Origin of the sequence: Mesorhizobium sp. M7A.F.Ca.CA.002.04.1.1, assembly GCF_004022805.1 — a bacterium.
In the GTDB taxonomy this organism is placed as follows: Bacteria; Pseudomonadota; Alphaproteobacteria; order Rhizobiales; family Rhizobiaceae; genus Mesorhizobium; species Mesorhizobium ciceri.
The window spans coordinates 1-25,774 of sequence record NZ_RZPL01000008.1 but is presented as its reverse complement, the minus strand read 5'-3'; the positions used below and the strand labels follow the sequence as shown (position 1 = coordinate 25,774).

The window sequence follows — 25,774 nt, the reverse complement described above, 5'->3', positions numbered from 1 at the left end:
CCGTTGGGCCGCCGGAATAGCCGATTTGGTCAGGGAATATGGTAGCGGCAACAGCCGCATCGCCGTCGACCACATCAATCCCGAAGGCGTCGAGGAGCTGGCTCGCCTCGGCATTTCCATCGGCAATGGCGAAGCCGTGATGGAGAACGCGCGGCTGATCAAATCGCCGGACGAAATCCTCGCCATGCGCCGGGCGATTGTCGCTTGCGAAGCGGCGATGGGCGAGATGGAACAGGCGCTGAAGCCGGGCATTTCCGAGAACGAGCTATGGGCGGAATTGCATCGTGGCAACATCGCGCGCGGCGGCGAGTGGATCGAGACGCGACTGCTGACGTCAGGCCCGCGCACCAATCCGTGGTTCCAGGAATGCTCTTCGCGAAAGATCGAGGCTGGCGATCTCGTCGCCTTCGACACCGACCTGATCGGCCCCTACGGCTTCTGCGCCGACCTGTCGCGCACCTGGCTGTGCGGCGATGCAAACCCGTCGAATGAACAGCGCGCCCTGTTCCGCATCGCCGCCGACCAGATCGAACACAACACGGCTCTGATGCAGCCAGGCATCTCGTTTCGCGACCTCGTCGAAGCCTCGGCGGTGCCGCCGGGTGACTGCTTCCCGACGCGCTACGGCGTGCTCTATCACGGCGTCGGTCTGGCCGATGAATACCCGACCTTGCCGCATGCCAGCGACTGGACATCGGACACGCCGGACGGCGTGCTGGAACCTGGCATGGTGCTGTGCGTGGAAAGCTATATCGGCCGGCTTGGCGGGCGCGAAGGCGTCAAGCTCGAAGAGCAGATCCTGATCACCGAGGCCGGCAACGAACAGCTCTCAACCTACCCGCTGGATACGAGGCTGCTCGGATAGTCCGGCAAGCGCTTCTCGCATTGCCCTGACTGTCTTTTCCGGCGTTGCCCTCGCCGTGATGAACGGCAGGCCTTTGCGCCGTCCGGTCCAGCCGACGATCGCGACTTTCCGCGCTGCTGGCTCGAAGCGCTGCGCCAGCGCCCAGCTTTCGCAGTCGATCGCTGCAACATCGGCCCAGCCCTCGGCAATGGCGACGATTGAAGCGCGGTGACCGCCGCTCTCGCTACGCGACGAAAAGATGTCCAAGCCTTCGCCGGCCGCTTGCAGGTCGCGCGTCAGCGCAATGATGCCCGACATGGAATCGAGGCTGTTGAAGGTGAAGCGCTTGCCGCGGATCAGATCGAGCGGGATGAGAGCGCTGCCATCCGCAGGCGATCGAACTTCCGGTCCCTCGCCTATCCGCATCACCAGAGCGCTCGAATAGAGCTCGCCCTGCCCGCCTTCATAGGCGTCATAGCTCGGCTGGCCGACCACCTGCACATGCCTGGACAGGCCAAGTTCCATCGGCCCCCAGCAGGTCTGCGCGAACAGCAGCAAAGGATGCAGCCACAATCTATGGAAATCGAGTTCATCCGGCGGCAATGTCGCGGGATCGGGTGCGATCAATGCACCGGCAGCATCGCGAATTCCGCCCGGCACCGGCGGCAGGTCGCCATTGCGCCGCACGATGGCTTCCGGCGCGTCGATCCCCTTTTGCCGAAACGCATCGCGCAGCAGCACCCATTGCGCGTCGACCTCATCGCGCATTTCGGGCCAATCATACATCGGCAACGCCGCAACCAATTCACTCATGCCGATATCAAATCATCATGTCTGGAAAAAGGATCGCGAAAACGCGGCGTCCAATCAGAATTGGCCGACACGGATTCCGGGTAGGCCGGAATTATTCCTTGGGCGGCTCGGCGGGAACCGGCGCACTGCCGAGCCCGCTGATGCTGCGCGCCCTGATGCGCGGCTTGAAGGCCCTGCCCGGCTCAGGCGCACGCCGCAGCACCGGGTGCACGATCGGCTCTTTCGCCTTGAACGCATAGGCTTTGACCAGCGCGAAATAATTCGGATAGGCATAGCCATTGTTCATCCGCAGCCATTCCTCACGGCGGTCGCGAAACAGCTTGGGCAGCTTGTACCAGGCCACGGTCGGGGTCTTGTGATGGACGAAATGCAGATTGTTGTTGAGGAACAGGAACGACAGCGGCGAGCGCTCGACGATCACCGTACGGCCTTCCGGATGTTCCGACCATTGATGCTCGGCGAACGTACGGATCGAGATCAGCGACTGGCCGAGCCAGACCGGCACCAGAATGTAAAGCCACAGCGGGATGCCGAAGCCGAACTGAACGGTCGGCAGCACGACGGCCAGGCCGATCGCATGCAGCAGCCAGGCCTTGCGGATCGGCTTGTCGCCGGCGATCACCTGCTTGGCATCGTCGATGAAGAAGCCGACGCAGGACAGCCACGGGCCGAGCACGAAGCGGCCTGCCATGGTGTTGTTGATCTTGAGCAGGAATTTCATCGTCGGCGGCAGCTCGTCATGCTGCCAGAGCGCCTGATAATAGCTTTCCGGGTCATCGAGCGGGTCGGTCAGCCGCTCGTCGGCGTGGTGACGCAGATGAATGGTCTTGAAGCGGCGGAACGGCCAGACCAGACCGATCGGCAGAAACACGAAGGCTTCGTTGACCCGCGCGTTGCGCGTCGGATGCCCGTGCAGCACTTCGTGCATGATCGACGACTGCAATGCGGCGGTGAAGGCGAGGACGGCGAGCGCCAGGACGGGATAGGAAGGCCAGAGCAGGAAACCGGTGGCGAGCCATGTCGCGTAGCAGAAGAAGGCGAGTACCACGGTTGGCCACTCAATGGCCCGTACGCTGTGTCGCCTGATGCTCTTGCTCGTCATGCTATCGACCACTGCCCCTCAGTCGCCGGAATCCCAATTGATTCCTGACAGCATTGTGTCAGGAGAAATGATTCCACTCAACGAGACAAAGTGCACAAACTGTTGCGATTGCGCATTTTTGACCGCACATGTTATACATTGTAAACAGACTTAGGGATTCATTTACGCCTAACGCCACCCTCGGAGCGGTTCCGGCGCAAATTTTTCCTCAATCCAGGTGGAGCACGGACATGGACAAGCGCGACCTGTCGACGATCTTCCGCGAGCGACTGAAAATGCTCTTGACACGCTCCGACCTGAACCAGTCGGCCTTTGCAACCGCGGTCGGCATCGACCGCTCGGCGCTGTCGCAACTGCTGTCGGGCGCCTCGACGCGCCTGCCCCGCGCCGAAACACTGCTTAACATCGCCGCCGAGTTCAAGGTGTCGCTCGATTGGCTCCTCGGCCTCAGCCAGGACGAAGGTCTCACCGGCGAAATCCGCGAAAGCCTGGAGATCGAAGAGGCACCGGATGGTTTCGACCGCACGCTGTTGGCCAAATGGCATGCCGAGGCGGCAGGCACCAAGATCCGCTACGTGCCTGCCGGCATTCCCGATCTTCTGCGCACCGAAGCGCTGGTCGACTACGAAGCCGGCATCGCCAACAAGAGCCGCCTGGCGCAGGCCGGCGAAACGCAATACCGCATCGACTACAACAGGCGGCCTGAGACCGACATGGAAGTCTGCATGCCGCGCCACACGCTGGAGATATTTGCCCGCGGGCTGGGTGTCTGGGACCGTTTCCCCGAAGCCGACCGGCGCGCCCAGCTGCTGCACATGGCGACGCTGCTCGACGACCTCTACCCGACCTTCCGGCTGTTTCTCTATGACGGGCGGATGCGCTATTCGATCCCCTACACCATCTTCGGACCCTATCGCGCCGCCATCTATGTCGGCGACATGTATCTGGTGCTCAACGCCACTCAGCCGATCCAGACGCTGATCCAGCACTTCGACAATCTGATCCGGGCCGCCGACATCAATGCGCACGAGGCGTCCGGCTTCGCGCACAGACTGGCCGGCATGTCGTTCCCAACAGGCACTGTCTGATCTTCGGCAACAATGATCCTTCGGACGGAAACCGGCCTCCGCATTGGTGGCCGCGTTGCCGCCATTCCATTGACTACACATAAAGACTTCTTTATATCCTTATTCGACTTCGAAACATGAAAGCCAATCCGATGACGACCACCAACCCGATCGATGCTCTGCTGGCCGAAAAGGGCGTGCTGCTGGCCGATGGCGCCACCGGCACAAACCTTTTCGCCATGGGGCTGGAAGCCGGCGAGGCGCCCGAGCTGCTCAACGAGACGGCGCCCGACACCATCACCAGCCTGCATCAGAATTTCGTCGATGCCGGGGCCGACATCATCCTCACCAACTCGTTCGGCGGCACCCGCCACCGGCTGAAGCTGCATCATGCGCAGGATCGCGTGCATGCGCTGAACCAGCGCGCCGCCGAGATCGCGCGCGCCGTCGCCGACAGAGCTGGCCGCAAGGTCATCGTCGCCGGTTCGGTCGGACCGACCGGCGAATTGCTGGTGCCGCTTGGCGCCATGACCTATGACGAGGCGGTCGACGCCTTCGCCGAGCAGATCGAGGGTCTCAAGGAAGGCGGCGCCGAAGTCGCCTGGATCGAGACGATGTCTGCTCCCGACGAGATCCGCGCCGCCGCCGAGGCTGCCATCCGCGTCGGCCTGCCCTACACCTATACCGGTTCCTTCGACACCGCCGGCCGCACCATGATGGGCCTGCTACCCAGGGATATCCACGGCGTCACCGACGGGCTGTCGCAGGCGCCGCTTGGCGTTGGCGCCAATTGCGGCGTCGGCGCGTCTGACATCCTGGCCTCGCTGCTCGACATGACCGAGGCGAAGCCGGAGGCAACGGTGATCGTCAAGGGCAATTGCGGCATTCCCGAATTCCGCGGCACCGAAATCCATTATTCCGGCACACCCGAACTGATGGCCGACTATGTCAGGCTCGCCGTCGATGGCGGCGCCAAAATTATCGGCGGCTGCTGCGGCACCTCGTTCCAGCACCTTGCCGCCATGCGCAAGGCGCTCGACGCGCACACCAAGGCGGATCGTCCGACGGTTGCCGCGATCGTCGAGCGCATCGGCCCGATGCGCAACAAGGCGGCGACGGAAAATACCGCCGAGACCAGCGAAGCCCGCCGCGAGCGCCGCCGCAGCCGGGCCTGAGCTTATCGGTTTCGATTATTCGCTGTTGTCGGCGTAGCTCGACTGCGCCGACTTGAAGTCGACCACATTGTCGCTGTGCATCGTCATCAGCGCGCCGGATGAAACCGGATCGGTTATCTGCTCCAGCATGATGCGGAAGCGGTCGTTGGTCAGCGCCGACATGGCGGTGTGGCGCGCCTGCGCGACATCGTCACTGATACGCCTGGATTCCGATGATGGGGCCGATGAAACCGCCGAAGCATCTCGTGCCGGCGGTGTCGAGTTGGCGATAGTCCTGATCTGCAATTTCGGCTCCCTCAAGCCCGGTACACCTGTCCTGCGTAACAAGCAGGGGGTTGCGATCCGCTACCGGAAATGCCGCGCAATTTAACGACCTGGAGATTCTCCGAAAAAAGGCCGGCAAGGGAATGAACCCCTCGCCGGCATGCCTCACCCGCCCGCGGTCGGTTTCCCCTGTCAGAACGATCCCATCTGAAAGAAACCGGCCGTCATCACCCACTACCGATTACCGCCCAGCGCCGAGGCAAGGCGCACAAGCGAGAGGAACTCGGACCTGTACCCAAACGGGTCGGCTCCTCGAGCGGCAGTGGCGATCTCCATGATCTTGTCGTAACCGAACTTCGCGGTCGCATCCTCGTCGCGCAGCTTCTGGCCGAAGGCGGCGACCGCGACGGAGAAGCGCTGGTCGGTGCTGGCCTGGTCGAAAGACGAGATCTCGTTGGCCGAGGTCACCGGCGTGGTGATCAGCTTCGAGACGTCTTCATTCGGCAGCTTGTAGCGGATCTTGACGAAGGCATATTCGTCCGCATTGGCAACGCCGCCATTGTCCACCGACGCCTGGCCATAACGCAGCGCGTCGATCTGTTCGCCGCCGCTGCCCTTTGGCGTGATTTCATAGATCGCGGTGACGGAATGGCCCGAGCCGATATCGCCGGCATCGACGCGGTCATTGTTGAAATCCTCGCGGTTCAAGGCGCGGGTCTCGTAGCCGATCAGGCGATATTCCGAGACCTTGTTCGGATTGAACTCGACCTGGATCTTGACGTCCTTGGCGATGGTGAACAGCGTCGACGATGCATCTTCGACCAGCACCTTCTCGGCTTCGGCCAGCGTGTCGATATAGGCGGCGGTGCCGTTGCCGTTCTGGGCGATGGTCTGCATCATCTGGTCGTTCAGATTGCCGCGGCCGAAGCCGAACACCGACAGGAAGACACCGGTCTTGCGCTCTTTTTCGATCAGCCGCTTCAGATCGTCGTCGTCGCTCTGGCCGACATTGAAGTCGCCGTCGGTGGCGAGCATCACCCGGTTGACGCCGTCCTTGACGAAGGATTTCTGCGCCAGCCTGTAGGCTTCCTTGATGCCCGCCTCGCCGGCCGTGCTGCCGCCGGGCGTCAGATTGTCGATGGCACTGAGGATCTTGTCCTTTTGGGACGCCTTGGTCGGCTCCAGGACCGTGCCGGCGTCACCCGCATAGGTTACGATCGAGATCGTGTCGTCGGCCTTCAGCTTGCTGACCAGCAGCCGAAAAGCCGATTTGAGCAGCGGCAGCTTGTCCGGCTCGTCCATCGAGCCCGAGACATCGATCAGGAAGACCAGATTGGCCTTCGGCTGCTCGGTCGGCTTGACGTCAAAACCCTTGATGGCGACATGCATCAGCCTGGTATGCGTGTTCCACGGCGTCGGCATGACGCTGACGGTCGAGTTGAATGGTGTCGAGGCCGACTCCGGACCCTTCCAGTCATAGGGGAAGTAGTTGATCATCTCCTCGACGCGGACAGTATCGACCTGCGGCAGGGTGCCCTGCTTCAGCGAGCTGCGCACGAAGGAATAGGAGGCTGTGTCGACGTCGATCGAGAAGGTCGAGACCGGATCCTCGAGTGCCGCATGCACCGGATTGGTCTTGAAATCCTCGATGCGGTCGCGGTTTTCCGGTTGCGGCTGCATCTGGTCGGCCGGCAAGGTCGACGGCTGCTGCGGCGCCATCAGCTTGGACTCGGCCGGCATGCGGGCCCGCGACGTACTGGGCGCACTTACGGCGCCATCCAATGCGAATTCGCCTGTCGGTGCCGGTGGCGCAGGCTCGGCCAGCACACCGCGCTCCAGTGCATTCTGTTGTGCCGCGCCGGAAGCAACGGTCGATTCGGATTTCTGCGGCGAGGCCGGCGCCACAGGCGCATCGGTCGCGTCGCGGCTTTCCACATCGGCGTCGGCTTTCTTGTCCGTCTCCAGCCCGGTCGGAGCCGGCTTCGGCTCGGCGGTCGTCGGCTTGACGGTCGCCGGCTTGACGGTCGCCGGCTTGTCGGCCAGCGTCTCGGTGATTTTCTCGTCGCCGCCGAATTTCGGCGGCTGTTCCCTCAGCATATGGAAGGTGGCGTATCCGGCGATCGGCAGGGCGACGAGCCCGGCAAGAACCGGCGTGGCAATGAGTTTCTTTTGCATGATCTCGCTCCAGAGCTTTTGTGCTCGCTCTGTGAGACGAAGCCCGCCAACCGATCCTTGGGTAACGGCAGAAATATTTTCCTGATCGTATGCACGCAGGGCGGCTTCGAAAGCACGTGCCTTGGCATCCTTGGCGGGCGCCGGCGCTGCTATATCGCGCAGTCTGTTGAGTTCGTTGTCGTCAACCATGGTCACACTTCCCCGGCCGCGCGCATCAGCGTCTTCAGCCGTTTCTTCGCTTCATGGATGTGCCAGGAAACCGTCGTCTCCGAGATTGTCATCGCCTCGGCCGCGGCCGCATGGCTCAACCCTTCGCCATAGACCAGCAGCACCGCGTCGCGCTGCTTGTCCGGCAATCGCCGGACGGCCGCCCACAGCGCTTCGGCAGGGTCTTCCGGTTCGACCGACGCCTCGCCCGAGATCAGTGCATGGACGCCATAGGCCTCGGTCTTGACGGTCTCGCGGGCGGACTTTCGCATCACGTCGCGCGCGGCGTTCATCGTCACGGAATAGAGCCATGTGGTGAAGGCGCCGCCGCCGCGATAGTCGCGGATCGCTTTGCCCAGCCTGACGCAGACTTCCTGGGCGATGTCTTCGGCATCGGCCTTCCTGCCGCACCAGCGATAGGCGGCGCGATAGACGAAGTCATAGTGCCTTTCCAGCAATGTGCTGAAGGCCCTCCTGTCTCCGCCCTTCGCCCGCCCGATCAGTTCGGCGTCGGAGGCTTCGCTCTCATCCAGCATCATCGCCATCATTTGCCTGTTGGACGAAGGCTAATGGCTAATCCTTGGGGCAATGGAAAGATTTTTTTGGAAACCGCCGGATCGGGACCGTCAACACCCCCGCTTGACATATCCATATCTCGACAGTTATACGTAAATCAATAGCCACAGGGTTATCGATCCCGGATGACGAACGCTCACGATGTCCTCTTCAGAACGCTCTCCGATCCGACGCGTCGCGCGATCTTCGAGCGCCTGTGCCGGCAAGGCGAGCAGACGGTCGGCGCCCTGACGGCTCAGTCGGGGGTCTCTCAACCTGCGGTGTCGAAGCATCTCGGCGTGCTCAAGCAGGCCGGGCTGGTGCGCGATCGCCATCAAGGACGGCAGACCCATTACAGCGCCCAACTGGCAGCACTTTCCCCACTGACCGACTGGACGAACCAGATGAACGCGTTCTGGCAGAGCCGGTTCGACGATCTCGAAAATTTGCTCAAAAGAATCGACCAATGACCAACATTGCGACCGAAACGCGCTCTGTCATCGTCGAACGTGAGATCCCCTATCCGCCGGAAAAAATCTGGCGCGCGCTGACCCAACCGCATCTGATCGAGGAATGGCTGATGAAGAACGACTTCAAGCCAGTCGTGGACCACCGCTTCAAGCTGCGGAAGGAACCGCAACCTGACGTGAGCATCGTTGTGGACTGTCAGGTAACAGCCGTCGAGTTGAACAAGACACTGTCCTACACCTGGCAGGCCTATGGCCTTGAGAGTGTCGTCACCTGGACCCTCGTGCCGACCAGCACAGGCACCCGGTTGCGTATGGAACAGTCCGGCTTCCGGCCGGATCAGGAGCAGGCGTATCGGGGCGCGACGAGCGGGTGGCGACAGTACTTTGCAAATCTGAGTCAGGTCCTGGCGCGGATAGATTGAAACTCGCAGGTGCGGATCGGTGGCCCGCACCGGCTGTTTTGACAGGAGGAACTATTGGACTGGAACAAGTGGGTTCGGCAAATGCATCGCTGGCTGTCGATCATCTTTGCGCTGACCGTCATCGCCAACTTCGCCACCATGGCATTCAGGCAGCCTCCCGCCTGGGTGGTCTACTCGCCGCTCCTGCCGCTCCTCCTGCTGCTGCTCAGCGGCCTGTACATGTTCGTGCTGCCCTATGCCGCCAAGGGACGCGGCGTGCAGCGTGCCGGCGGGTAGGAGTGGGGCAGAGTGGCCAAGACGCAGGGACAATCGACCGAGGCCAAGGCTGCGCCAGTGCTGCTCTCCGGCGGCAACCCGCAAATCGCCAAGGGCGACGGCGACGCCCCGGTGCAGGCCTATATCGCTGCGATGCCGGACTGGAAGCGCGGCCTGGGCGAGCGCCTCGACGCGCTCATCGTGGGCAACGTGCCTGACGTCCGCAAGGCCGTGCGATGGAACTCACCCTTCTACGGCATCGAAGGCCAGGGCTGGTTCGCGAGTTTCCATGTATTCACCCACTATGTGAAGATGACCTTTTTCAGTGGCATCTCATTGCAACCGATCCCACCAGGCGGCACGGCCAAGAGCAAGGATGTGCGCTGGATCGACATCCGCGAAGACCGGTTCGACGAGGCGCAAATGGCGGAATGGATCAAGCAGGCCGCCGCCCTGCCCGGCTGGACCCCGTAGCGGCCACAGACGCAAGAATACGACAGAGGAGAAAGAGCGATGAAGATCAAGCTGACCAGCGTGTATGTGGACAACCAGGAAAACGCATTGCGCTTCTACACCGACGTGCTGGGCTTCACCAAGAAGGCCGATTTCAGCAACGGGCCCTATCGCTGGCTGACAGTGACCTCGGCTGAAGAGCCTGATGGAACCGAACTGCAGCTCGCGCTCAACGACAACCCGGCCGCCAAGGCCTATCAGGAAGCCATCTTCCAGCAGGGTCAGCCTGCGGTCATGTTCTTCACCGACGACGTCAAGGGCGACTACGAGCGCATCAAGGCGAAGGGTGGCGCGTTCACCGTGCCGCCGACCGAGGTGACCGGTTCAACCATCGCCCAGCTGAACGACAGCTGCGGCAACCTCGTTCAGATCACCCAACTGGCGCGCTGGTGACAGGCAGCGGTTGAACGCGTCGACGCACAGGAGACACCAAATGACCCCCTCGCAACAGATCGACCAGTTGATCGCCGGTCTCTCGGACTGGCGCGGCGAGACGCTCGCCGACATCCGCAAGACCATCCTTGCAGCCGACCCGGACATCATCGAGGAGTGGAAGTGGATGGGCAGCCCGGTATGGTGCTTCGACGGCAACATCGTGGTCGGCAACGCCCACAAGGACAAGGTGAAGCTGACCTTTTCCCATGGCGCCAGCCTGCCGGATCCCGACAGGCTGTTCAACAATGGTTTTGGCGGCAAGGTGTGGCGGGCTATCGATGTGTTCAAGGGCGACAGGCTCAATGAGAGCGCTTTGAAAGAGCTCGTCCGTGCCGCCATCGATTACAACAAGGCCAAAAAGAAGAAAAAGGCGCCGGCAGCTACTGGGGCGAAGCCACGGAAGTAAGTCTATGCTGCCTGGCCTGCCACCCAGCCAGACGACCATGCCCACTGGAAATTATAACCGCCCAGCCAACCCGTGACATCGACGACTTCGCCGATGAAAAACAGGCCCGGCACGGATTTCGCCTGCATCGTCTTCTGGTCCAGCCCGTTGGTGTCGACCCCGCCCAGTGTCACTTCGGCGGTGCGGTAGCCCTCAGAACCGGCAGGCTTGATGCGCCAGTCATTGACTGCGGCAGCTATGGTTTTGATCTGGGCGTCCGCAAGATCGGCGAGGTTGCCGTCGATGCCGGTTCGTTCGGCGATCGACTGCGCCAGCCGCTTCGGCAGGTGATTTGCCAGCACGGTCTGCACCGCCTGCCGCCCATTACCGCGCTTGGCACTACGAATGAGGTCCGCCACATCAACTCCCGGCAGCATGGCGATGCGGATTTCGTCGCCCTCGCGCCAATAGGACGAGATCTGCAGGATGGACGGTCCGCTGACGCCGCGATGCGTGAACAGCATCGCTTCGGAGAACCGCGTCTTGCCGCAGGAGACTTCCGCGTCGACGGCGTTGCCGGCCAGCGGCGCCAGCCGTTCGAGCGTGTTTGCGTCGAAGGTCAGCGGCACCAGCGCCGGCCGCGTTTCGACGATGGCAAGCCCAAACTGTCCGGCAAGCTCGTAGCCGAAACCGGTCGCCCCCATCTTGGGGATCGACTTGCCGCCGCAGGCCACGACCAGAGACTGGCACCTAATCGTGCCCGTGGAGAGAGTGAGCACAAACCCCTCCACGGTTTTGCGGACATCCTCAACGCTGGTCGACAGCACCAGTTCGGCGCCCTTGTCCTGCATTTCCGAGACCAGCATGTCGATGATCTGGCGTGCGGAGCCGTCGCAGAACAACTGCCCAAGCGTCTTTTCGTGATAGGCGATGCGGTGGCGTTCGACGAGGGCGATGAAATCGCGTTGCGTATAGCGGCTGAGCGCCGAAATGCAGAAATGCGGATTGCCCGACAGAAAATTCTTCGGGCTGGCATGGATGTTGGTGAAATTGCACCGGCCCCCGCCGGAGATGCGGATCTTCTCGCCAGGCGCCGCCGCATGATCGAGGATCAGTACAGAACGGCCGCGCTTGGCCGCCTCCACGGCGCACATCATTCCGGCGGCACCCGCGCCGATGATCACGACATCATAGGATTGCATCAGGCTGTTCGTTCCCGCTCGGCCCACTCATCCGGCGCAGCGCATTTGTGCTGCCTGATACCGCGAACGGGGCGGACAGCCAACAGGCAAGAACAGCCAGGCAAAGGCTCAGATCAGCGTCTCTGCGAACAACGTCGTCAAGCGCTTCCAGTGGCGTTCGGCGCCCGCGGCATTGAAAACGCTGTGATCGGGCACGCACCAGCCATGCGCCATGCCGGCATAGTTCTCGATGACATGATCTACTTCCGCAACCCTGAGCGCCTCGGCCAGCCGCGCCGACTGTTCCGGCGGGAAACTCCTGTCGACGCCGGATGTGCCGACATAGACGCGCGCCTTGGTCGAGGCTGCCTTGCGATGCGGGCTGTCGGCGGCGTCGCTGGCGAGATTGCCGCCATGGAAGCTTGCGGCCGCTTTTATCCGTTCGGGATAGGTTGCAGCCGCATTCAATGATCGACCGCCGCCCATGCAATAGCCGATGGTGCCGATCGGCCCGGTAATGCCTTCTGCCGCAAGCGCATCGAGGAACGCACCGCTGTCGCTGATGGTCATGTCCTGCGTCGTGCCGGTGACCAGCGCCATCAGCGGGATTTTGGTCTTTTCCTCGGCGAAGGCGGTCTTGGCGTCGAACGGCCCGTAGGGTGCATTGCGGTAGAACAGGTCGGGCACCAGCACCGCATAGCCTTCATTCGCCAGTCGCTCGGCCATACTGTCGAGCGCCGGCCGCGGACCAAAGGCGTCCTGATAGAGAATGACGCCGGCCTTGGCAGGAGATGCGTTTGCCGAGCGGAAAAGCCCGGCATTGGCAACACCATCCCTGGTCTTGATCTGAAGGTCGTGTTTCGTCATCGCTCGCTCCGTTCGACAGATGCGCGATACATATCCGCGCAAGCCTATACGGCAAGGCGCTCCCTGAGCATGGCAGTCAAAATTTCGTGCGGGATTGCGTGACGCTATTGCTAGCCTTCTCGCACCGTCCGCGCACCGACATGCAGCGCGCGGCCGGCACCGAGCCCCATAATGGCTACGCCAAGCCCGAGCGCGACGAACAGGAACGCCGTTCCCGAAAAACTGCCGGTCCAGTCGCGGATCAGGCCCACCAGCAGCGGGCCGAATGCCGCCAACACATAGCCGACGCCTTGCGCCATGCCTGAAAGATGCGCGGCGACATGCGAATCCGGCGAACGCAGCACGATCAGGCTCATGGCAGCCGCGATCAGGCCGCCCTGCCCGATGCCTTGCAGGATCGCCCAGAACAGCACGGTCGAGGTCGGTGCGAACAGAATGCCGAGCAGCGCGATCACCGCCGTGGCAACGAGCGCCACATTGATGCCGCGCTGGTCTTTCAGCCGCATCGCGAAGGATGGCACGGCGAGGCAGGTGATGACTTGCGCCATGACAGACACCGAAACCATGGCGCCGGCGGTGGCCGCATCGAAGCCACGCTCGCGCAAGATCGGCGCCAGCCAACCGAAGATGCAATAGGCAAGTGCCGACTGCAGGCCCATGAACAGCGTCACCTGCCAGGCCAGGCGATCGCGCCAGAGACCAACGACGCGAAAGCCCCGATGACTGACCTGCCGACGGCTGCCCAGCGCCTGCGGAATCCAGATCAAAAGCACGACCAGTGTAGGCACCGCCCAGGCAGCAAGTGCCCCGGACCACGAACCGGTGACAAAATGCTCGATCGGCAGTGTGAAGCCGGCGGCGGCCGCCGAGCCGGCACAGAGCGCCATGGTGTAGAGCCCGGTCATGACGGCGGCCTTGTCGGCGAAATCTCGCTTCACCAGGCCCGGCAGCAGCACATTGCCGATGGCAATGGCGCCGCCGGCAAGGAAGGTGGCGACAAACAGCAGGGGAACCGTACCGAACCAGCGCAGGCCGGTTCCCAGCACCAGCAAGGTGAGCGCCCCGAGCAAAGTGCGCTCGGCTCCATAGCGCTGGGCAAGTCTTGGCGCGAAGGGCGCGAACAGACCCAGGCACAGAACGGGCAGCGTCGTCAGCAGGCTGGCGCCCGTCGTCGACAGTCCGGTTGCCTGCATCACCTCGGGCAGCAGTACCGACAGGCTGGAAAACAGCGGCCGCAGGCTGAAGGCGATCAGCACAAGGCTCGCGCCAAGCACGATGCGCGCCGCACGGCTGCGCAGTTCAGGCGGCTGCGGCGCGGGCAGGCTGTCGGCCTCGGCATCGATGAGTTCCAGACCCTCGATGGCGGCGGATTGCGCCGTCGGGTCAGGCTGACGAAAACTCTGGTTCATTGCGAAAGCAGTCTTTCAAGTTGGGCAAGCACCGGCGCCATGAAGGCGCGAACGGCGGCAACGGCGCGCTCGGGATTGCTCGCGGCAATGGCGTCGACGATAGCCGCATGCGCCTGGTGGTCCGGTTCGGGCAGATCGCCGTCGATGGTGGCATGGATGGTCTCGGTGATGGCGGCGGTGAAGAAGTCGTAGAGCTCCATCATCGCTTTGTTGCCGGACGCCGCGACAACCGATTTGTGGAAAGCGAGATCGCGCCGGATGAAGGCATCGCTTCCGCCGTCCGCGACGGTGCCGCGTTCGGCAAGCAGTTGCCGCATCGTCTCAAGATCGGCTGGCGTGTGGCGCATGGCGGCGAGCCGTGCCGCCTCCAGGTCGAGCGCCGCCCGCGCCTCCCACTGATCGCGCAGGCCGGTGCGCTTGACCCGGTCGAGCGCGGCAGAGGCATCGACGGTAGAGCGCACATATGTGCCCGAGCCCTGGCGCGTATCCAGCAATCCTTGCGAGACCAGCACCCGCACCGCCTCGCGCACCGTGCCGCGGCTGACCGACAGAAGGTCGGTCAGGGCTGCCTCATTGGGAATGCGCTCGCCGACGCCCCAGCGGCCGCTGACGATCTCCGCACGCAGGCTGCTGGTGGCGCTGTCGGTGAGATTGGTTCTGGTGGCGGGTTGCATAGGCCTATTCATAAGTCATCAGATGACTTGATGAATAGGCCTGCTTCTAGCTGCCGTCAAGATGCTCATCGAAGCCAACGAGCACCATGCAATGGGAACGGATCAGCTGGTGGCCCGTGCGAAGCTCGCCATGTGAAAGGCCTGGACCTCCGGCGGATAGCGATACCCCGTGCCATAGGGGCACGCATTGCGATCGAGGCAACCGCCGCTGCGGCAGGGTTCGCCATTCGCTCCCCCCACATGCGCCAGGCAGGATTGATAAGCGAATCCTTGCACGGAATAGGCGTCGACCGGGCAGGATTTCAGGCAGGGTTTCTCGGCGCAGCTATCGCAAAGGTGGGGCGCTGCCTCGGCAACTTGAACTGGAATTTCGTCGTCAAACAGCAGCACACCGCGGTAGGCATGCCATAGCCCGTAGCGCGGATGCATGAGGATGCCGAGCGGCGACGGTTTCAGCCCCTCCGCCCGCATCGCCCATTGCTGGAACGGCAGATAGGGCTTGTCCGACGGAGAAATCGCCCGTGCGCCAAAATCCTGCGCCACGGCGCCGATCACTTCGCGCGACCATGTGTCGAGCGGATTGGCGATTGCCTGTGGCTGTTGCTCCCACCAACGCAGGAAATGCGGCCAGGGTGCCGCGCCCGCCTGCCCCACCAGCAGGACGGCCGCTGCCGGCGCACCCGATGATCCCGTTGGCGGCGCATCGCTTGGCGTAAAATTGAAGCCGCCGCGAAGAACAAGGCCGTTGGCGAGAAGCGCCGCAGCAATGCGGTCAACGCTGCCGGCGGGCGTAATCATCCCTTCTTGTCCGGATCGGAGAACGCGCTCCGCCAGACTTCCTTGTGGATGATGTTGGCGACTTTAGCCCCGCCTGACTCGGGCTCCTTTCAAGTGAAGGCGTCGGGCATCGACCCCTTCTTCTTGGCGATGAAGTCCTTCAACGCTTCGTCGATGCTCGGATCGAGATGCGGCGCCTCATAGCTTTCCAGCCAGCGGCGCGCGAGTTCGTTGGCGCGCTGCGGCGCTGTCTTCTCGCCTTCGGCCAGCCACTGCTCGTAGGAATTGTTGTCGGCGATGTTGGAGCGGTAGAAGGCGGTCTGGAAATTGGCCTGGGTGTGGTCGCAGCCGAGATAATGGCTGCCCGGCCCGACCTGGCGGATGGCGTCCATCGCCTGGCCGTTTTCCGACAGGTCGACGCCTTCGGAGAATTTCTGCGTCATGCCGAGCTGGTCGATGTCCATCATGAACTTTTCGTAGCAGGAGGCCAGCCCGCCCTCGAGCCAGCCGGCCGAGTGCAGCACGAAATTGGTGCCGGCCAGGATGGTCGAGTTCAGCGTGTTGGCGCTTTCATAAGCCGCTTGTGCATCCGGAACCTTGGACGCGCAGAGCGAGCCGCCGGTGCGGAACGGCAGGCCGAGACGGCGCGCCAGCTGTGCGGCGCCATAGGAAACCAGCGACGGCTCCGGCGTGCCGAAGGTCGGCGCCCCCGACTGCATCGAAATCGACGAGGCGAAGGTACCGAACAGCACCGGCGCGCCGGGACGGATGAGCTGCGTGAACGACGCGCCGGCCAGCACTTCGGCCAGAACCTGCGTCAGCGTGCCGGCAACCGTCACCGGGCTCATCGCGCCGGCGAGGATGAACGGCGTGACGATGCAGGCCTGGTTGTGGCGCGCATAGACCTTCAGCGCACCGAGCATGGTCTCGTCGAACACCATCGGCGAGTTGGCGTTGATCAGGCTGGTCAGCACCGTGTTGTTCTCGACGAAATCGTCGCCGAACACGATCTTGGCCATGGCGACGGTGTCCTCGGCGCGTTCCGGCGCGGTCACCGAGCCCATAAACGGCTTATCGGAATATTTGATGTGGCTGTAGATCATGTCGAGGTGGCGCTTGTTGACCGGCACATCGACCGGCTCGCATACCGTGCCGCCCGAATGGTGGATCGACGGCGCCATATAGGCGAGCTTAACGAAATTCTGGAAATCCTCGATCGTCGCGTAGCGCCTGACACCGTCGAGGTCACGCACGAAGGGCGGGCCATAGACCGGCGCGAACACGGTGGCATTGCCACCGATCTGCACCGAACGCTCGGAATTGCGGGCGTGCTGGGTGTAGACGGACGGTGCGGTCTTGAGCAGCGAACGGCACAGCCCCTTCGGGAAATGCACGCGCTCGCCCTTGACGTCGGCGCCGGCCTCTTTCCACAGTTGCAGCGCTTCTGCATCGTCGCGGAAGATGATGCCGATCTCCTCGAGCACCGTGTCGGTGTTCTTCTCGATCAGCGCCAGGCCTTCCTCGTCCAGCACCTCGTAAACGTTGATCTTGCGCTTGATGTAGGTGAGCTGCGTGCCCGGGCCTCCGCCCGAACGCGCGGCCCGCCGGGCAGCAGCCCCGCCGCTGGCGCCGCGCCCACGTCGCGCGTTTGACGCTTCCTGATCGACTGCCGCGTGTTCGCTCATGGTGTTCTTCCCTGAATCTGTTCTTGTCTGGAATCCATAGCGGCTGCTCTCGCCGCTTCTTGCCAGATCGTAGCCATGCACCCTATTCGAAACGGCCCGCCAGCGCCAACGCCTGTCGCAAAATCGACAAGAATTCCAAGAGAGTTACGGTCGCTTTCCTTTTGCGGGAAGTCGCAAATCAGCTATGGATACATGCCCTCAGCGGGTTAGGTATGAACGCGAAGATATGTGCCTTGCGACATGGTCGCGATGCCGGCAGGAGCTCGATACAAATGTCCGACGACGAGATCATCCTTTCCGAACTTTCCGACGACGAGTTGGTGCAGCAGATGCACGACGATCTCTATGACGGGCTGAAGGAAGAGATCGAAGAAGGCACCAACATCCTGCTCGAGCGCGGCTGGGCGCCTTACAAGGTGCTGACCGAGGCGCTGGTCGAAGGCATGCGCATCGTCGGCGAGGATTTTCGCGACGGCATCCTGTTCGTGCCGGAAGTGCTGCTTTCCGCCAATGCGATGAAGGCGGGCATGTTCATCCTGCGCCCGCTGCTCGCCGCCACCGGCGCGCCCAAGCAAGGCAAGATGGTCATCGGCACCGTCAAGGGCGACATCCACGATATCGGCAAGAACCTTGTCGGCATGATGATGGAGGGCGCTGGCTTCGACGTCATCGATCTCGGCATCAACAATGCGGTCGAGAAATATCTCGATGCGATCGAACAGCACCAGCCCGACATCATCGGCATGTCCGCACTGCTGACCACGACCATGCCCTATATGAAGGTCGTCATCGACACGATGAAGGAAAAGGGCATCCGCGACGATTATGTCGTGCTGGTCGGCGGCGCACCGCTGAACGAGGAATTCGGCAAGGCCGTCGGCGCCGATGCCTATTGCCGCGACGCGGCGGTGGCGGTCGAGACCGCCAAGGACTTCATGAAGCGCAAGCACAATGTGCGCGCTTCGGCCTGATTGGCCAATTCGGCCTGGACGACAGGAGAAGCCGCGCCCTTGCAGCGCGGCTTTTTTGTTACCAGATGATGAGGTGGCCGCGTGCGGATCAGGGCTTGGTGACGGTGTCCTCGACCGCCTTGGCCGTCGATTTGACATCCCTGCCGACGCCACGGACGGTGTTCGCGCAGGCCGCAAGGGCCAAGGCGCAGGCCAGGATGGCAATCGGCGTGATGCGCAGCAGTTTCATGGACGGTGTCTCCCTCAACAGATAAATTAGCGCCACAACAACGAAGGCCGCTCGACTGGTTCCATGGCCAAGACGCAAAAAACGAAACCGAATCAAGACGACAGGCTGCTCGTCATCGCCTGCGGGATGATTGCGCGCGAAGTTCTGGCCGTCAAGGAACAGCTCGGGCTGGATCACCTCGACCTGACCTGCCTGCCGGCGGAATTCCATTTCTACCCGGACCGCATCGCACCGGCCATGGACAAGGCGATCGAAAAAGCCAAGACGGAAGGCTACAGCAACATCTTCGTCGGCTATGCCGATTGCGGCACCGGCGGTCTGCTCGACCGCATCTGCGAGAAGCATGGCGTCGAGCGCATGGCCGGCCCGCATTGCTTCGCCTTCTACCAGGGCATGGAGGCCTATGCGAAAGTCGCAGACGACGACATGATGTCGTTCTACATGACCGACTTCCTCTGCCGGCAGTTCGACGCTTTCTTCATGAAACCGCTCGGCCTCGACAAGCACCCGGAGTTGATCAAGGACTATTTCGGCAATTACGAGAAGCTGATCTACCTCGCCCAGACCAACGATCCGGAACTCGACAAGGTCGCCGAAAAAGCCGCCAGAATGCTCGGTCTCGTCTATGAACGCCGCGCCACCGGTTATGGCGACCTGACGGCCGGGATGGCGCAGGCGGCTGCAGGCGCCTGAAGCAATTCTTGCCCCGCGATGACTCAAGGCTAGATGACAGGCCGCCGTGGACGGGTAAGGTGTGCGCCACAAGCAAACAGACTGCCAGCCATGGAAACGCACTGATGACCCCTCGCCTCTTGATAGCTGCACTCGGCCTCCTCTGTTTGGCCCTGCCCGCCCATGCCGACGGCGAGATACAGAAACTCATCACCCCGGCCGACAAGACGCGGCTCGACAAATATGGCGAGACCCGCAAGGCAGCCCTTGCCGAGGCGAAGACAGGCAACCCGGCCGAGGTCAAGCAACTCGATGCCCTGTTGGCAAAGCCGCTGGTGGCCTTTTCCGACAAGGACCTGACCGGCAACTGGCAGTGCCGCACCATCAAGGCCGGCGGACCTTTGCCGCTCGTCATCTATGGCTGGTTCAAGTGCAAGGTGACCGATGACGGTTCCGGCTGGCGGCTGGAGAAGATCAGCGGCTCGCAGCGCACCAGGGGCCGTTTCTTCGACGATGGCGAGAAACGCGCGATCTATCTCGGCTCCTTCTATGTCAACAGCGATCCGGCAAAGCCCTATGGCAGCGGTCCGCAAACCGACCAGGTCGGCTACGCCTTCCGCAACAGCGCCAAGGAATGGCGCATCGAATTTCCGGCGCCCTACTATGAATCGAAGCTCGATATCATCGAATTCAAGCGCTGACTGTGTATCGAAGAGCTGATCACCAAGGATTAACCCGGACACCCTAGCATCCCGTCTATTGTCGAGAAGGGTTGCTTGGAGGGGGCAAGATCCATGGCAGCATCAGAATCCAATACGCGTCCGATCGTGGTCGTCACCGGAGGCGGCCAGCATGTCTGGGCTATGATCAATGCGATCGCCGACCGCGTAGGTCCTGTCAGCGTCGTCCTCGAAACGCCTGAATCCAAAAAGCAATTGCTGCGTGGCCGGGCTCGCCGCCAAGGCTGGATTTCCGCCATCGGCCAGCTTGGCACGATGGTACTGAGTAGGTTGGGCAAGCGATTCCTGGCCGGCCATAGCGCGCGACTGATTGCCGAGGAGAAGCTGGAGGTTGAGCCGCGACCAGGCCAGGAGATCATCCCGGTAGCCTCGGCCAATGGGCTTGAGTGCCTGCAGGCGATCCAGAAGATCCGGCCAGGCGTTGTGCTGCTCAACGGTTGCCGACTAATCTCGGCTGAGATGCTGAGCAAAATGCCCTGCCCGGTGCTCAACTACCATGCGGGCATCACGCCGAAATATCGCGGCATGAATGGCGGCTATTGGGCTCTGGTATCAGGCGATGCGGAGAATTTCGGCACGACTGTCCACCTCGTCGACGCTGGCGTCGACACTGGTGGCGTGCTGAAGCAGGCGCGCGGCAGATCGAAAAAAGGCGACACCATCTCAAGTCACGCGCTACGCCAGACGGCGTTCTCGCGCGACATCTGCGTCGAGGCTGTCAGCGATGCACTGGCTGGAAAACTCACGACGATCGATCCCGGCCTGCCTTCGAAACTCTGGTATCATCCGACGATCTGGTTCTACGTCTGGACGGGCCTCAGAACTGGCATCTGGTAGCGCGTTTTTCGTCCTGGACGGCATACTGCGCGCCAGCGTTTCCGACGCGCTGGACCGGGCGCCGGCACACGCCGCAAACGAATAAACCCACTTTTCATTTTACGACATCGATATGCGTCGCTTTTGAATGCGCGCGCGTCGTCCCATAACAAGCGGCACCACTGCGCTTGCGGCAATGCTCGATAGTTCGAGGAGTGAGAATTCATGGCCGATCTGATCGTCGTCTACTGGCGCGACATCCCTGCCCAGGTGATCGTCAAGAAGGGCCGGCAGAACGCCAAGCGCGAACTGCCGCTGCGCTTTACCGAGGCGATCGACATGTGCGCCATGCGCACCGGCGCCGGCGGTACAGACGACTATCTGGCCGAATGGCGCAAAGCCGATCCCATTCCGGTCGGCGACGACCTCGAAGCCGAAGTCGAGAAGGCATTCAACGACATCGACACGAGATATGACCGCGAGCGGCTGGTCGCTCTGGTCAAGGCGGGCGGCAAAGAAAATGTCTGAAACCATTCCTGCCAAGGAGAGGCCGGCTGTTACCCAGGCCACTCTGGTCAAGAAGGCAGCGCCGAAATCCGACTACAAGCCGGCCGACGTATCGCCGCAGCGGCGCGTGCAGCGTTCCTTCGCGGTCAGATTATGGTCGGTGCGGCACTCGCGATTACTCGAATGGTTCTACGCCAAATTCGCCGACATGTTCCTGCTCCTCCATCCCTTATGGAAAGGCATAGGCTATGGCCGTGTCGAAGGGCCGATCAAATTTGTCGAGAAGCGCGTCAAGGGCTTCATGTTCGACTGCCGCATGTGCGGCCAGTGCATCTTGTCCTCGACAGGCATGTCTTGCCCGATGAACTGCCCCAAGCAATTGCGCAACGGCCCTTGCGGCGGTGTCCGCGCCAACGGCAATTGCGAGGTCGAGCCCGATATGCCCTGCGTCTGGGTCAAGGCCTGGGAAGGCTCGCAGAACATGGTGCACAGCGACAGGATCCTGACCGTGCAGAAGCCGGTCGACCAGTCGCTGCGTGAAACCTCGGCCTGGCTGCGGGTGACCGCGCAGGCGGCCACCGCGCGCGAAGCCGCCGCTGCCGCCAAGAATGAGGCGGCCAGCACCGGGGCGTCGGCATGATCGGCCGCCAGCGCGACGAAAACCCGGCCGGCATCCACCTGCCGCTCGAACCCCTGCCCGGCCACACCTCGCGCGGTCGGCTGGAGCGCGTACTGCGGCGCGGCGAGTTCGCTGTGACGACGGAACTCAACCCGCCCGACAGCGCCGATCCGGAAGACGTCTACAACAGGGCGAAAATCTTCGACGGCTGGGTCGACGCCATCAACGCCGTCGATGCATCGGGCGCCAACTGCCACATGTCCTCGGTCGGCATCTGCGCACTTTTGACGCGCATGGGCTATGCGCCGATCATGCAGATCGCCTGCCGCGACAAGAACCGCATCGCCATCCAGGGCGACGTGCTGGGCGGGGCTGCGATGGGCGTCGCCAACATGCTGTGCCTGACAGGTGACGGCGTGCAGGCCGGAGACCAGCCCGGCGCCAAGCCGGTGTTCGATCTCGACTGCATGTCGCTCCTGGAAACCTGCCGCATCATGCGCGACAACGGCAAGTTCCTGTCCGGCCGCAAGCTGACGACGCCGCCGCAGCTTTTCCTGGGTGCTGCGATCAATCCGTTCGCGCCGCCGATCGACTTCCGCCCGCACCGGCTGGGCAAGAAGATCGCCGCCGGCGCGCAATTCGTACAGAGCCAGTATTGCTTCGACGTGCCCATGTTCCGCACCTACATGCAAAAGGTGCGCGACCTCGGCTATACCGAAAAATGCTTCATCCTGGTTGGCGTCGGGCCGCTCGCCTCGGCCAAGACGGCCAAGTGGATCCGCTCGAACGTGCCGGGCATCCATATTCCCGATTCCGTCATCAAGCGGCTGGAAGGCGCCCAGGACCAGAAAAAGGAAGGCAAGCAGCTCTGCATCGACATCATCAACGAGGTGAAGGAAATATCAGGTGTTTCCGGCGTTCACGTGATGGCCTACCGGCAAGAGGAATATGTCGCCGAGATCGTCGATGAATCGGGCGTGCTGAAGGGCCGCCAGCCATGGAAACGCGAGATCCGCCGCGACGACCAGATGGTCGCCGATCGGCTCGAGCACATACTGCACGACGATATTACCGAAACGCAGGTGGATATGGTGAAGACCGCGCACTGACGGCGCGGACGGCCACCCATTCGCTTGAACGAAACCAGACAACGATATAAAGAAATCTTTATATCACGGCGGAGAGAATTTATGACCCGTACCATCGTCGCTTCGGCGACACGAGAAATCATCATCGGCTTCGACCAGCCGTTCTGCGTGATCGGCGAACGCATCAACCCGACCGGCCGCAAGAAGCTGGCCGCCGAGATGATCGCGGGCAATTTCGAGACCGTCATCAGGGACGCATTGGAGCAGGCAGCCTGTGGCGCCACCATGCTCGACGTCAACGCCGGCGTCACCTCGGTCAATCCGAACGAGACCGAACCCGGCCTTTTGGTGCAGACGCTGGAGATCGTGCAAGGGCTGGTCGACCTGCCGCTGTCGATCGACAGTTCCGTCACCGCCGCGATCGAAGCCGCACTCAAGGTTGCCAAGGGCCGCCCGCTGGTCAACTCCGTCACCGGCGAGGAAGAAAAGCTCGAAGCCATCCTGCCGCTGGTCAAGAAGTACAACGTGCCGGTCGTCGCCATCTCCAACGACGAGACCGGCATTTCGATGGACCCGGACGTGCGTTTCGCCGTCGCCAAGAAGATCGTCGAGCGCTGCGCCGATTTCGGCATTCCGGCGCATGACGTCGTCGTCGACCCGCTGGTGATGCCGATCGGCGCGCTGGGCGATGCCGGCCGCCAGGTCTTCGCGCTGCTGCGTCGTCTGCGTGAAGAACTCAAGGTCAACACCACCTGCGGCCTGTCCAACATCTCTTTCGGCCTGCCGCATCGCCACGGCATCAACGCCGCCTTCATCCCGATGGTGATCGGCGCCGGCATGACCTCGGCCATCATGAACCCGGTGCGGCCGCAGGAAATGGAAGCCGTGCGCGGCGCCAATGTGCTGAACGGCACCGACGAGAACTGCACCAACTGGATCCGCACCTACAAGGATTACAAGCCGGCCGAAGGCGGCCAGGCCGTTGCCGCCCCGACGCAAGTCAATGCGCCGGGCGACGGCGCCGGCAATGGCGGTCGCCGCCGTGGCGGCCGTGAAGCCCGGATGGGCCGAGGATAAGCGCGCAATCGTGAATTCACCTGCAAACATCACCGACCCGCTCGTGCTGTTCATGCCGTCGGGCAAGCGCGGGCGGTTTCCTGTTGGAACACCCGTGCTAGACGCCGCGCGCCAGCTCGGCGTCTATGTCGAAAGTGTGTGCGGCGGACGCGCCACTTGCGGGCGTTGCCAGATCGAAGTGCAGGAAGGCAATTTCGCCAAGCACAAGATCATTTCGTCCAACGACCACATCACGCCCAAGGGCGCCAAGGAAGAGCGCTATGAGCGCGTCCGCGGCCTACCCGAACGGCGTCGCCTCTCCTGCTCGGCGCAAATCCTCGGCGACCTCGTCATCGACGTGCCGCAGGATACGGTCATCAACGCGCAGACCATCCGCAAGGATGCCGACACCAGGGTCATCGCCCGCGATGCGGCGATCCGCATGTGCTATGTCGAGATCGAAGAACCCGACATGCACAAGCCGCTTGGTGATCTCGACCGGCTGAAGATCGCGCTGATGCACGATTGGGGTTTGAAAAGCCTCGATTTCGATTTTTATCTGCTGCCGCAGGTGCAAGGCATCCTGCGCAAGGGCAACTGGACCGCGACCGCCGCCATCTACAAGGATGCCGACTCTGAGACAGCGCGCGTCGTAGCACTTTGGCCCGGCCTCAAGAACGAAGCCTATGGGCTGGCCTGCGATATCGGCTCGACCACCATCGCCATGCATCTGGTGTCGCTGCTGTCGGGCCGCGTCGCCGCCTCGTCGGGCACCTCGAACCCGCAGATCCGCTTCGGCGAGGATCTGATGAGCCGCGTCTCCTATGTGATGATGAACCCGGACGGCCGCGAGGGCATGACGGTCGCCGTGCGGGAGGCGATCTCGGGTCTCGTCGACAAGGTCTGCGCCGAAGGCAATGTCCAGCGCAACGACATCCTGGACAGCGTCTTCGTCGGCAATCCGATCATGCACCATCTGTTCCTCGGCATCGATCCGACCGAGCTTGGCGGCGCGCCCTTTGCGCTGGCTGTCTCAGGTGCGGTGCATATCAAGGCATCCGACATCGGCCTGAAGCTTAACCAGGGCGCCAGGCTCTACATGCTGCCTTGCATCGCCGGGCATGTCGGTGCGGATGCGGCGGCGGTGACGCTGTCGGAAGGCCCGCATCGCCAGGACGAGATGATGCTGATCGTCGATGTCGGCACCAATGCCGAGATCGTGCTCGGCAATCGCCAGCGGGTGGTTGCGGCCTCCTCGCCCACCGGCCCTGCCTTCGAGGGCGCCGAAATCTCCGGCGGCCAGCGAGCAGCGCCCGGCGCCATCGAACGCGTACGCATCGATCCCGATACGCTTGAACCGAAATACCGCGTCATCGGCTCTGAACTGTGGTCCGACGAGCCGGGCTTCCTGGAAAGCGTCCAGGCGACCGGCGTCACCGGCATCTGCGGCTCCGGCATCATCGAAGTGGTGGCGGAGATGTATCTCGCCGGCATCATTTCCGAGGACGGCGTCATCGACGGCGGGCTTTCGGCGCGCTCGCCGCGCGTTACGGCCAACGGCCGCACCTTCTCCTATGTGCTGAAGGACGGCTCCGCCGCATTGACGGAAGATGGGCCGAAGATCACCATCACCCAGACCGATGTGCGCGCCATCCAGCTTGCCAAGGCAGCGCTTTATGCCGGCACCAAGCTGTTGATGGAAAAGCAGAACACCGAGCATGTCGACCGCATCCATTTCGCCGGCGCCTTCGGCTCCTTCATCGATCCGAAATACGCCATGGTGCTGGGCCTGATCCCGGAT

General features: G+C 62.5%; 30 protein-coding genes. 18 read left to right on the top strand and 12 right to left on the bottom strand.

Going from position 1 to position 25,774, the window contains the following annotated elements; translation table 11 throughout:
* Nucleotides 1-865 (top strand): Xaa-Pro peptidase family protein (locus ENZ75_RS01075; RefSeq protein WP_164887706.1); only part of this gene is annotated, 865 nt, incomplete at its 5' end.
* Here ENZ75_RS01075 and ENZ75_RS01070 read toward each other — a convergent pair.
* Together ENZ75_RS01070 and ENZ75_RS01065 are read right to left on the bottom strand one after the other, a co-directional pair.
* Complete coding sequence (locus tag ENZ75_RS01070; protein ID WP_063168193.1) at nucleotides 830-1,657, bottom strand: PhnD/SsuA/transferrin family substrate-binding protein; 828 nt, start codon at nucleotides 1,655-1,657, stop codon at nucleotides 830-832. The genes ENZ75_RS01075 and ENZ75_RS01070 overlap by 36 nt on opposite strands.
* Nucleotides 1,658-1,748: 91 nt before the next feature.
* Nucleotides 1,749-2,759 (bottom strand): fatty acid desaturase, encoded by a 1,011-nt coding sequence (locus ENZ75_RS01065; RefSeq protein WP_164887705.1) that lies wholly within the window; start codon nucleotides 2,757-2,759, stop codon nucleotides 1,749-1,751.
* A gap of 230 nt (nucleotides 2,760-2,989) precedes the next feature.
* Between ENZ75_RS01065 and ENZ75_RS01060 the strand changes: the two genes are divergently transcribed.
* Both ENZ75_RS01060 and bmt read left to right on the top strand, forming a co-directional pair.
* The gene (locus ENZ75_RS01060; protein ID WP_013531192.1) at nucleotides 2,990-3,847 is read left to right on the top strand and encodes a helix-turn-helix transcriptional regulator; all 858 of its coding nucleotides are present in this window, start codon (nucleotides 2,990-2,992) and stop codon (nucleotides 3,845-3,847) included.
* A 131-nt stretch (nucleotides 3,848-3,978) separates the two neighbouring features.
* Nucleotides 3,979-5,001 (top strand): betaine--homocysteine S-methyltransferase, encoded by a 1,023-nt coding sequence (gene bmt / locus ENZ75_RS01055; RefSeq protein ID WP_063168194.1) that lies wholly within the window; start codon nucleotides 3,979-3,981, stop codon nucleotides 4,999-5,001.
* A gap of 15 nt (nucleotides 5,002-5,016) precedes the next feature.
* Here bmt and ENZ75_RS34220 read toward each other — a convergent pair whose 3' ends face one another.
* From ENZ75_RS34220 to ENZ75_RS01040, 3 genes are all read right to left on the bottom strand, one after another.
* A complete protein-coding gene (locus ENZ75_RS34220; protein ID WP_024501300.1) occupies nucleotides 5,017-5,286 on the bottom strand; it encodes a hypothetical protein in 270 nt (89 codons plus the stop codon).
* A 213-nt stretch (nucleotides 5,287-5,499) separates the two neighbouring features.
* Nucleotides 5,500-7,629, bottom strand: coding sequence for a VWA domain-containing protein (locus tag ENZ75_RS01045; protein WP_063168195.1), 2,130 nt, complete (start codon nucleotides 7,627-7,629; stop codon nucleotides 5,500-5,502).
* A 2-nt stretch (nucleotides 7,630-7,631) separates the two neighbouring features.
* A complete protein-coding gene (locus ENZ75_RS01040; protein ID WP_013531188.1) occupies nucleotides 7,632-8,192 on the bottom strand; it encodes an RNA polymerase sigma factor in 561 nt (186 codons plus the stop codon).
* Between the two features lie 156 nt (nucleotides 8,193-8,348).
* Between ENZ75_RS01040 and ENZ75_RS01035 the strand changes: the two genes are divergently transcribed.
* The 6 genes from ENZ75_RS01035 to ENZ75_RS01010 are packed head-to-tail and all read left to right on the top strand — an operon-like array spanning nucleotide 8,349 to nucleotide 10,703.
* Nucleotides 8,349-8,672, top strand: coding sequence for a metalloregulator ArsR/SmtB family transcription factor (locus tag ENZ75_RS01035; RefSeq protein ID WP_063168196.1), 324 nt, complete (start codon nucleotides 8,349-8,351; stop codon nucleotides 8,670-8,672).
* Nucleotides 8,669-9,094, top strand: a complete 426-nt coding sequence (locus ENZ75_RS01030; RefSeq protein ID WP_013531186.1) for an SRPBCC domain-containing protein — start codon at nucleotides 8,669-8,671, stop codon at nucleotides 9,092-9,094. Before ENZ75_RS01035 ends, ENZ75_RS01030 begins: the two co-directional genes overlap by 4 nt.
* A gap of 54 nt (nucleotides 9,095-9,148) precedes the next feature.
* A complete protein-coding gene (locus tag ENZ75_RS01025) occupies nucleotides 9,149-9,370 on the top strand; it encodes a hypothetical protein (protein ID WP_013531185.1) in 222 nt (73 codons plus the stop codon).
* A 12-nt stretch (nucleotides 9,371-9,382) separates the two neighbouring features.
* A complete protein-coding gene (locus tag ENZ75_RS01020) occupies nucleotides 9,383-9,823 on the top strand; it encodes a DUF1801 domain-containing protein (protein ID WP_013531184.1) in 441 nt (146 codons plus the stop codon).
* A gap of 39 nt (nucleotides 9,824-9,862) precedes the next feature.
* Nucleotides 9,863-10,255 (top strand): VOC family protein, encoded by a 393-nt coding sequence (locus tag ENZ75_RS01015; protein ID WP_063168197.1) that lies wholly within the window; start codon nucleotides 9,863-9,865, stop codon nucleotides 10,253-10,255.
* Nucleotides 10,256-10,295: 40 nt separating this feature from the next.
* Entirely contained in the window at nucleotides 10,296-10,703 is a 408-nt protein-coding gene (locus tag ENZ75_RS01010; protein ID WP_063168198.1) for a DUF1801 domain-containing protein, read from the top strand.
* Between the two features lie 2 nt (nucleotides 10,704-10,705).
* Here the strand turns inward: ENZ75_RS01010 and ENZ75_RS01005 are convergent, their stop codons facing one another.
* The 6 genes from ENZ75_RS01005 to ENZ75_RS00980 all read right to left on the bottom strand — a co-directional run bounded on the left by ENZ75_RS01005 (nucleotide 10,706) and on the right by ENZ75_RS00980 (nucleotide 17,275).
* Nucleotides 10,706-11,884, bottom strand: a complete 1,179-nt coding sequence (locus ENZ75_RS01005; RefSeq protein WP_063168199.1) for an NAD(P)/FAD-dependent oxidoreductase — start codon at nucleotides 11,882-11,884, stop codon at nucleotides 10,706-10,708.
* Between the two features lie 108 nt (nucleotides 11,885-11,992).
* On the bottom strand, nucleotides 11,993-12,730 hold the full coding sequence (locus ENZ75_RS01000; protein ID WP_063168200.1) for a dienelactone hydrolase family protein: 738 nt from the start codon (nucleotides 12,728-12,730) through the stop codon (nucleotides 11,993-11,995).
* A 110-nt stretch (nucleotides 12,731-12,840) separates the two neighbouring features.
* A complete protein-coding gene (locus ENZ75_RS00995) occupies nucleotides 12,841-14,139 on the bottom strand; it encodes an MFS transporter (protein WP_063168201.1) in 1,299 nt (432 codons plus the stop codon).
* Nucleotides 14,136-14,813, bottom strand: a complete 678-nt coding sequence (locus ENZ75_RS00990) for a FadR/GntR family transcriptional regulator (RefSeq protein ID WP_063168202.1) — start codon at nucleotides 14,811-14,813, stop codon at nucleotides 14,136-14,138. The genes ENZ75_RS00995 and ENZ75_RS00990 overlap by 4 nt, the downstream gene beginning before the upstream one ends.
* A 102-nt stretch (nucleotides 14,814-14,915) precedes the next feature.
* A complete protein-coding gene (locus ENZ75_RS00985) occupies nucleotides 14,916-15,611 on the bottom strand; it encodes a 4Fe-4S dicluster domain-containing protein (RefSeq protein WP_063168203.1) in 696 nt (231 codons plus the stop codon).
* Between the two features lie 89 nt (nucleotides 15,612-15,700).
* Entirely contained in the window at nucleotides 15,701-17,275 is a 1,575-nt protein-coding gene (locus ENZ75_RS00980) for a trimethylamine methyltransferase family protein (protein WP_024501311.1), read from the bottom strand.
* Between the two features lie 272 nt (nucleotides 17,276-17,547).
* Between ENZ75_RS00980 and ENZ75_RS00975 the strand changes: the two genes are divergently transcribed.
* Entirely contained in the window at nucleotides 17,548-18,246 is a 699-nt protein-coding gene (locus ENZ75_RS00975) for a cobalamin-binding protein (protein ID WP_013531175.1), read from the top strand.
* 88 nt (nucleotides 18,247-18,334) lie between these two features.
* On the opposite strand, the gene ENZ75_RS35695 is transcribed toward ENZ75_RS00975, so the two are convergent.
* The gene (locus ENZ75_RS35695) at nucleotides 18,335-18,553 is read right to left on the bottom strand and encodes a hypothetical protein (RefSeq protein ID WP_318011966.1); all 219 of its coding nucleotides are present in this window, start codon (nucleotides 18,551-18,553) and stop codon (nucleotides 18,335-18,337) included.
* Between ENZ75_RS35695 and ENZ75_RS00965 the strand changes: the two genes are divergently transcribed.
* The 8 genes from ENZ75_RS00965 to ENZ75_RS00930 all read left to right on the top strand — a co-directional run.
* Nucleotides 18,539-19,168, top strand: a complete 630-nt coding sequence (locus tag ENZ75_RS00965) for a DUF1638 domain-containing protein (RefSeq protein ID WP_013531173.1) — start codon at nucleotides 18,539-18,541, stop codon at nucleotides 19,166-19,168. The genes ENZ75_RS35695 and ENZ75_RS00965 overlap by 15 nt on opposite strands.
* A gap of 104 nt (nucleotides 19,169-19,272) precedes the next feature.
* A complete protein-coding gene (locus ENZ75_RS00960) occupies nucleotides 19,273-19,848 on the top strand; it encodes a DUF4893 domain-containing protein (RefSeq protein WP_013531172.1) in 576 nt (191 codons plus the stop codon).
* A 93-nt stretch (nucleotides 19,849-19,941) separates the two neighbouring features.
* The gene (locus ENZ75_RS00955) at nucleotides 19,942-20,724 is read left to right on the top strand and encodes a formyl transferase (protein ID WP_027160505.1); all 783 of its coding nucleotides are present in this window, start codon (nucleotides 19,942-19,944) and stop codon (nucleotides 20,722-20,724) included.
* Nucleotides 20,725-20,928: 204 nt separating this feature from the next.
* Nucleotides 20,929-21,231 (top strand): virulence factor, encoded by a 303-nt coding sequence (locus ENZ75_RS00950; RefSeq protein WP_013531170.1) that lies wholly within the window; start codon nucleotides 20,929-20,931, stop codon nucleotides 21,229-21,231.
* A complete protein-coding gene (locus tag ENZ75_RS00945; RefSeq protein ID WP_013531169.1) occupies nucleotides 21,224-21,850 on the top strand; it encodes a methylenetetrahydrofolate reductase C-terminal domain-containing protein in 627 nt (208 codons plus the stop codon). Before ENZ75_RS00950 ends, ENZ75_RS00945 begins: the two co-directional genes overlap by 8 nt.
* Nucleotides 21,847-22,938, top strand: a complete 1,092-nt coding sequence (locus ENZ75_RS00940) for a methylenetetrahydrofolate reductase (RefSeq protein ID WP_063168204.1) — start codon at nucleotides 21,847-21,849, stop codon at nucleotides 22,936-22,938. The genes ENZ75_RS00945 and ENZ75_RS00940 overlap by 4 nt, the downstream gene beginning before the upstream one ends.
* Before the next feature lie 81 nt (nucleotides 22,939-23,019).
* A complete protein-coding gene (locus ENZ75_RS00935) occupies nucleotides 23,020-23,994 on the top strand; it encodes a methyltetrahydrofolate cobalamin methyltransferase (RefSeq protein WP_013531167.1) in 975 nt (324 codons plus the stop codon).
* Nucleotides 23,945-25,774 (top strand): ASKHA domain-containing protein (locus tag ENZ75_RS00930; RefSeq protein WP_128277863.1); only part of this gene is annotated, 1,830 nt, incomplete at its 3' end. The genes ENZ75_RS00935 and ENZ75_RS00930, both read left to right, overlap by 50 nt.

Coding starts and splice junctions, on each gene's coding strand:
- ENZ75_RS01070 (WP_063168193.1), bottom strand. CDS start 1,657: ATGAGTGAATTGGTTGCGGCGTTGCCGATGTATGATTGGCCCGAAATG.
- ENZ75_RS01065 (WP_164887705.1), bottom strand. CDS start 2,759: ATGACGAGCAAGAGCATCAGGCGACACAGCGTACGGGCCATTGAGTGG.
- ENZ75_RS01060 (WP_013531192.1), top strand. CDS start 2,990: ATGGACAAGCGCGACCTGTCGACGATCTTCCGCGAGCGACTGAAAATG.
- bmt (WP_063168194.1), top strand. CDS start 3,979: ATGACGACCACCAACCCGATCGATGCTCTGCTGGCCGAAAAGGGCGTG.
- ENZ75_RS01045 (WP_063168195.1), bottom strand. CDS start 7,629: ATGGTTGACGACAACGAACTCAACAGACTGCGCGATATAGCAGCGCCG.
- ENZ75_RS01040 (WP_013531188.1), bottom strand. CDS start 8,192: ATGGCGATGATGCTGGATGAGAGCGAAGCCTCCGACGCCGAACTGATC.
- ENZ75_RS01035 (WP_063168196.1), top strand. CDS start 8,349: ATGACGAACGCTCACGATGTCCTCTTCAGAACGCTCTCCGATCCGACG.
- ENZ75_RS01030 (WP_013531186.1), top strand. CDS start 8,669: ATGACCAACATTGCGACCGAAACGCGCTCTGTCATCGTCGAACGTGAG.
- ENZ75_RS01015 (WP_063168197.1), top strand. CDS start 9,863: ATGAAGATCAAGCTGACCAGCGTGTATGTGGACAACCAGGAAAACGCA.
- ENZ75_RS01010 (WP_063168198.1), top strand. CDS start 10,296: ATGACCCCCTCGCAACAGATCGACCAGTTGATCGCCGGTCTCTCGGAC.
- ENZ75_RS01005 (WP_063168199.1), bottom strand. CDS start 11,884: ATGCAATCCTATGATGTCGTGATCATCGGCGCGGGTGCCGCCGGAATG.
- ENZ75_RS01000 (WP_063168200.1), bottom strand. CDS start 12,730: ATGACGAAACACGACCTTCAGATCAAGACCAGGGATGGTGTTGCCAAT.
- ENZ75_RS00995 (WP_063168201.1), bottom strand. CDS start 14,139: ATGAACCAGAGTTTTCGTCAGCCTGACCCGACGGCGCAATCCGCCGCC.
- ENZ75_RS00990 (WP_063168202.1), bottom strand. CDS start 14,813: ATGCAACCCGCCACCAGAACCAATCTCACCGACAGCGCCACCAGCAGC.
- ENZ75_RS00985 (WP_063168203.1), bottom strand. CDS start 15,611: ATGATTACGCCCGCCGGCAGCGTTGACCGCATTGCTGCGGCGCTTCTC.
- ENZ75_RS00980 (WP_024501311.1), bottom strand. CDS start 17,275: ATGAGCGAACACGCGGCAGTCGATCAGGAAGCGTCAAACGCGCGACGT.
- ENZ75_RS00975 (WP_013531175.1), top strand. CDS start 17,548: ATGTCCGACGACGAGATCATCCTTTCCGAACTTTCCGACGACGAGTTG.
- ENZ75_RS00965 (WP_013531173.1), top strand. CDS start 18,539: ATGGCCAAGACGCAAAAAACGAAACCGAATCAAGACGACAGGCTGCTC.
- ENZ75_RS00960 (WP_013531172.1), top strand. CDS start 19,273: ATGACCCCTCGCCTCTTGATAGCTGCACTCGGCCTCCTCTGTTTGGCC.
- ENZ75_RS00955 (WP_027160505.1), top strand. CDS start 19,942: ATGGCAGCATCAGAATCCAATACGCGTCCGATCGTGGTCGTCACCGGA.
- ENZ75_RS00950 (WP_013531170.1), top strand. CDS start 20,929: ATGGCCGATCTGATCGTCGTCTACTGGCGCGACATCCCTGCCCAGGTG.
- ENZ75_RS00945 (WP_013531169.1), top strand. CDS start 21,224: ATGTCTGAAACCATTCCTGCCAAGGAGAGGCCGGCTGTTACCCAGGCC.
- ENZ75_RS00940 (WP_063168204.1), top strand. CDS start 21,847: ATGATCGGCCGCCAGCGCGACGAAAACCCGGCCGGCATCCACCTGCCG.
- ENZ75_RS00935 (WP_013531167.1), top strand. CDS start 23,020: ATGACCCGTACCATCGTCGCTTCGGCGACACGAGAAATCATCATCGGC.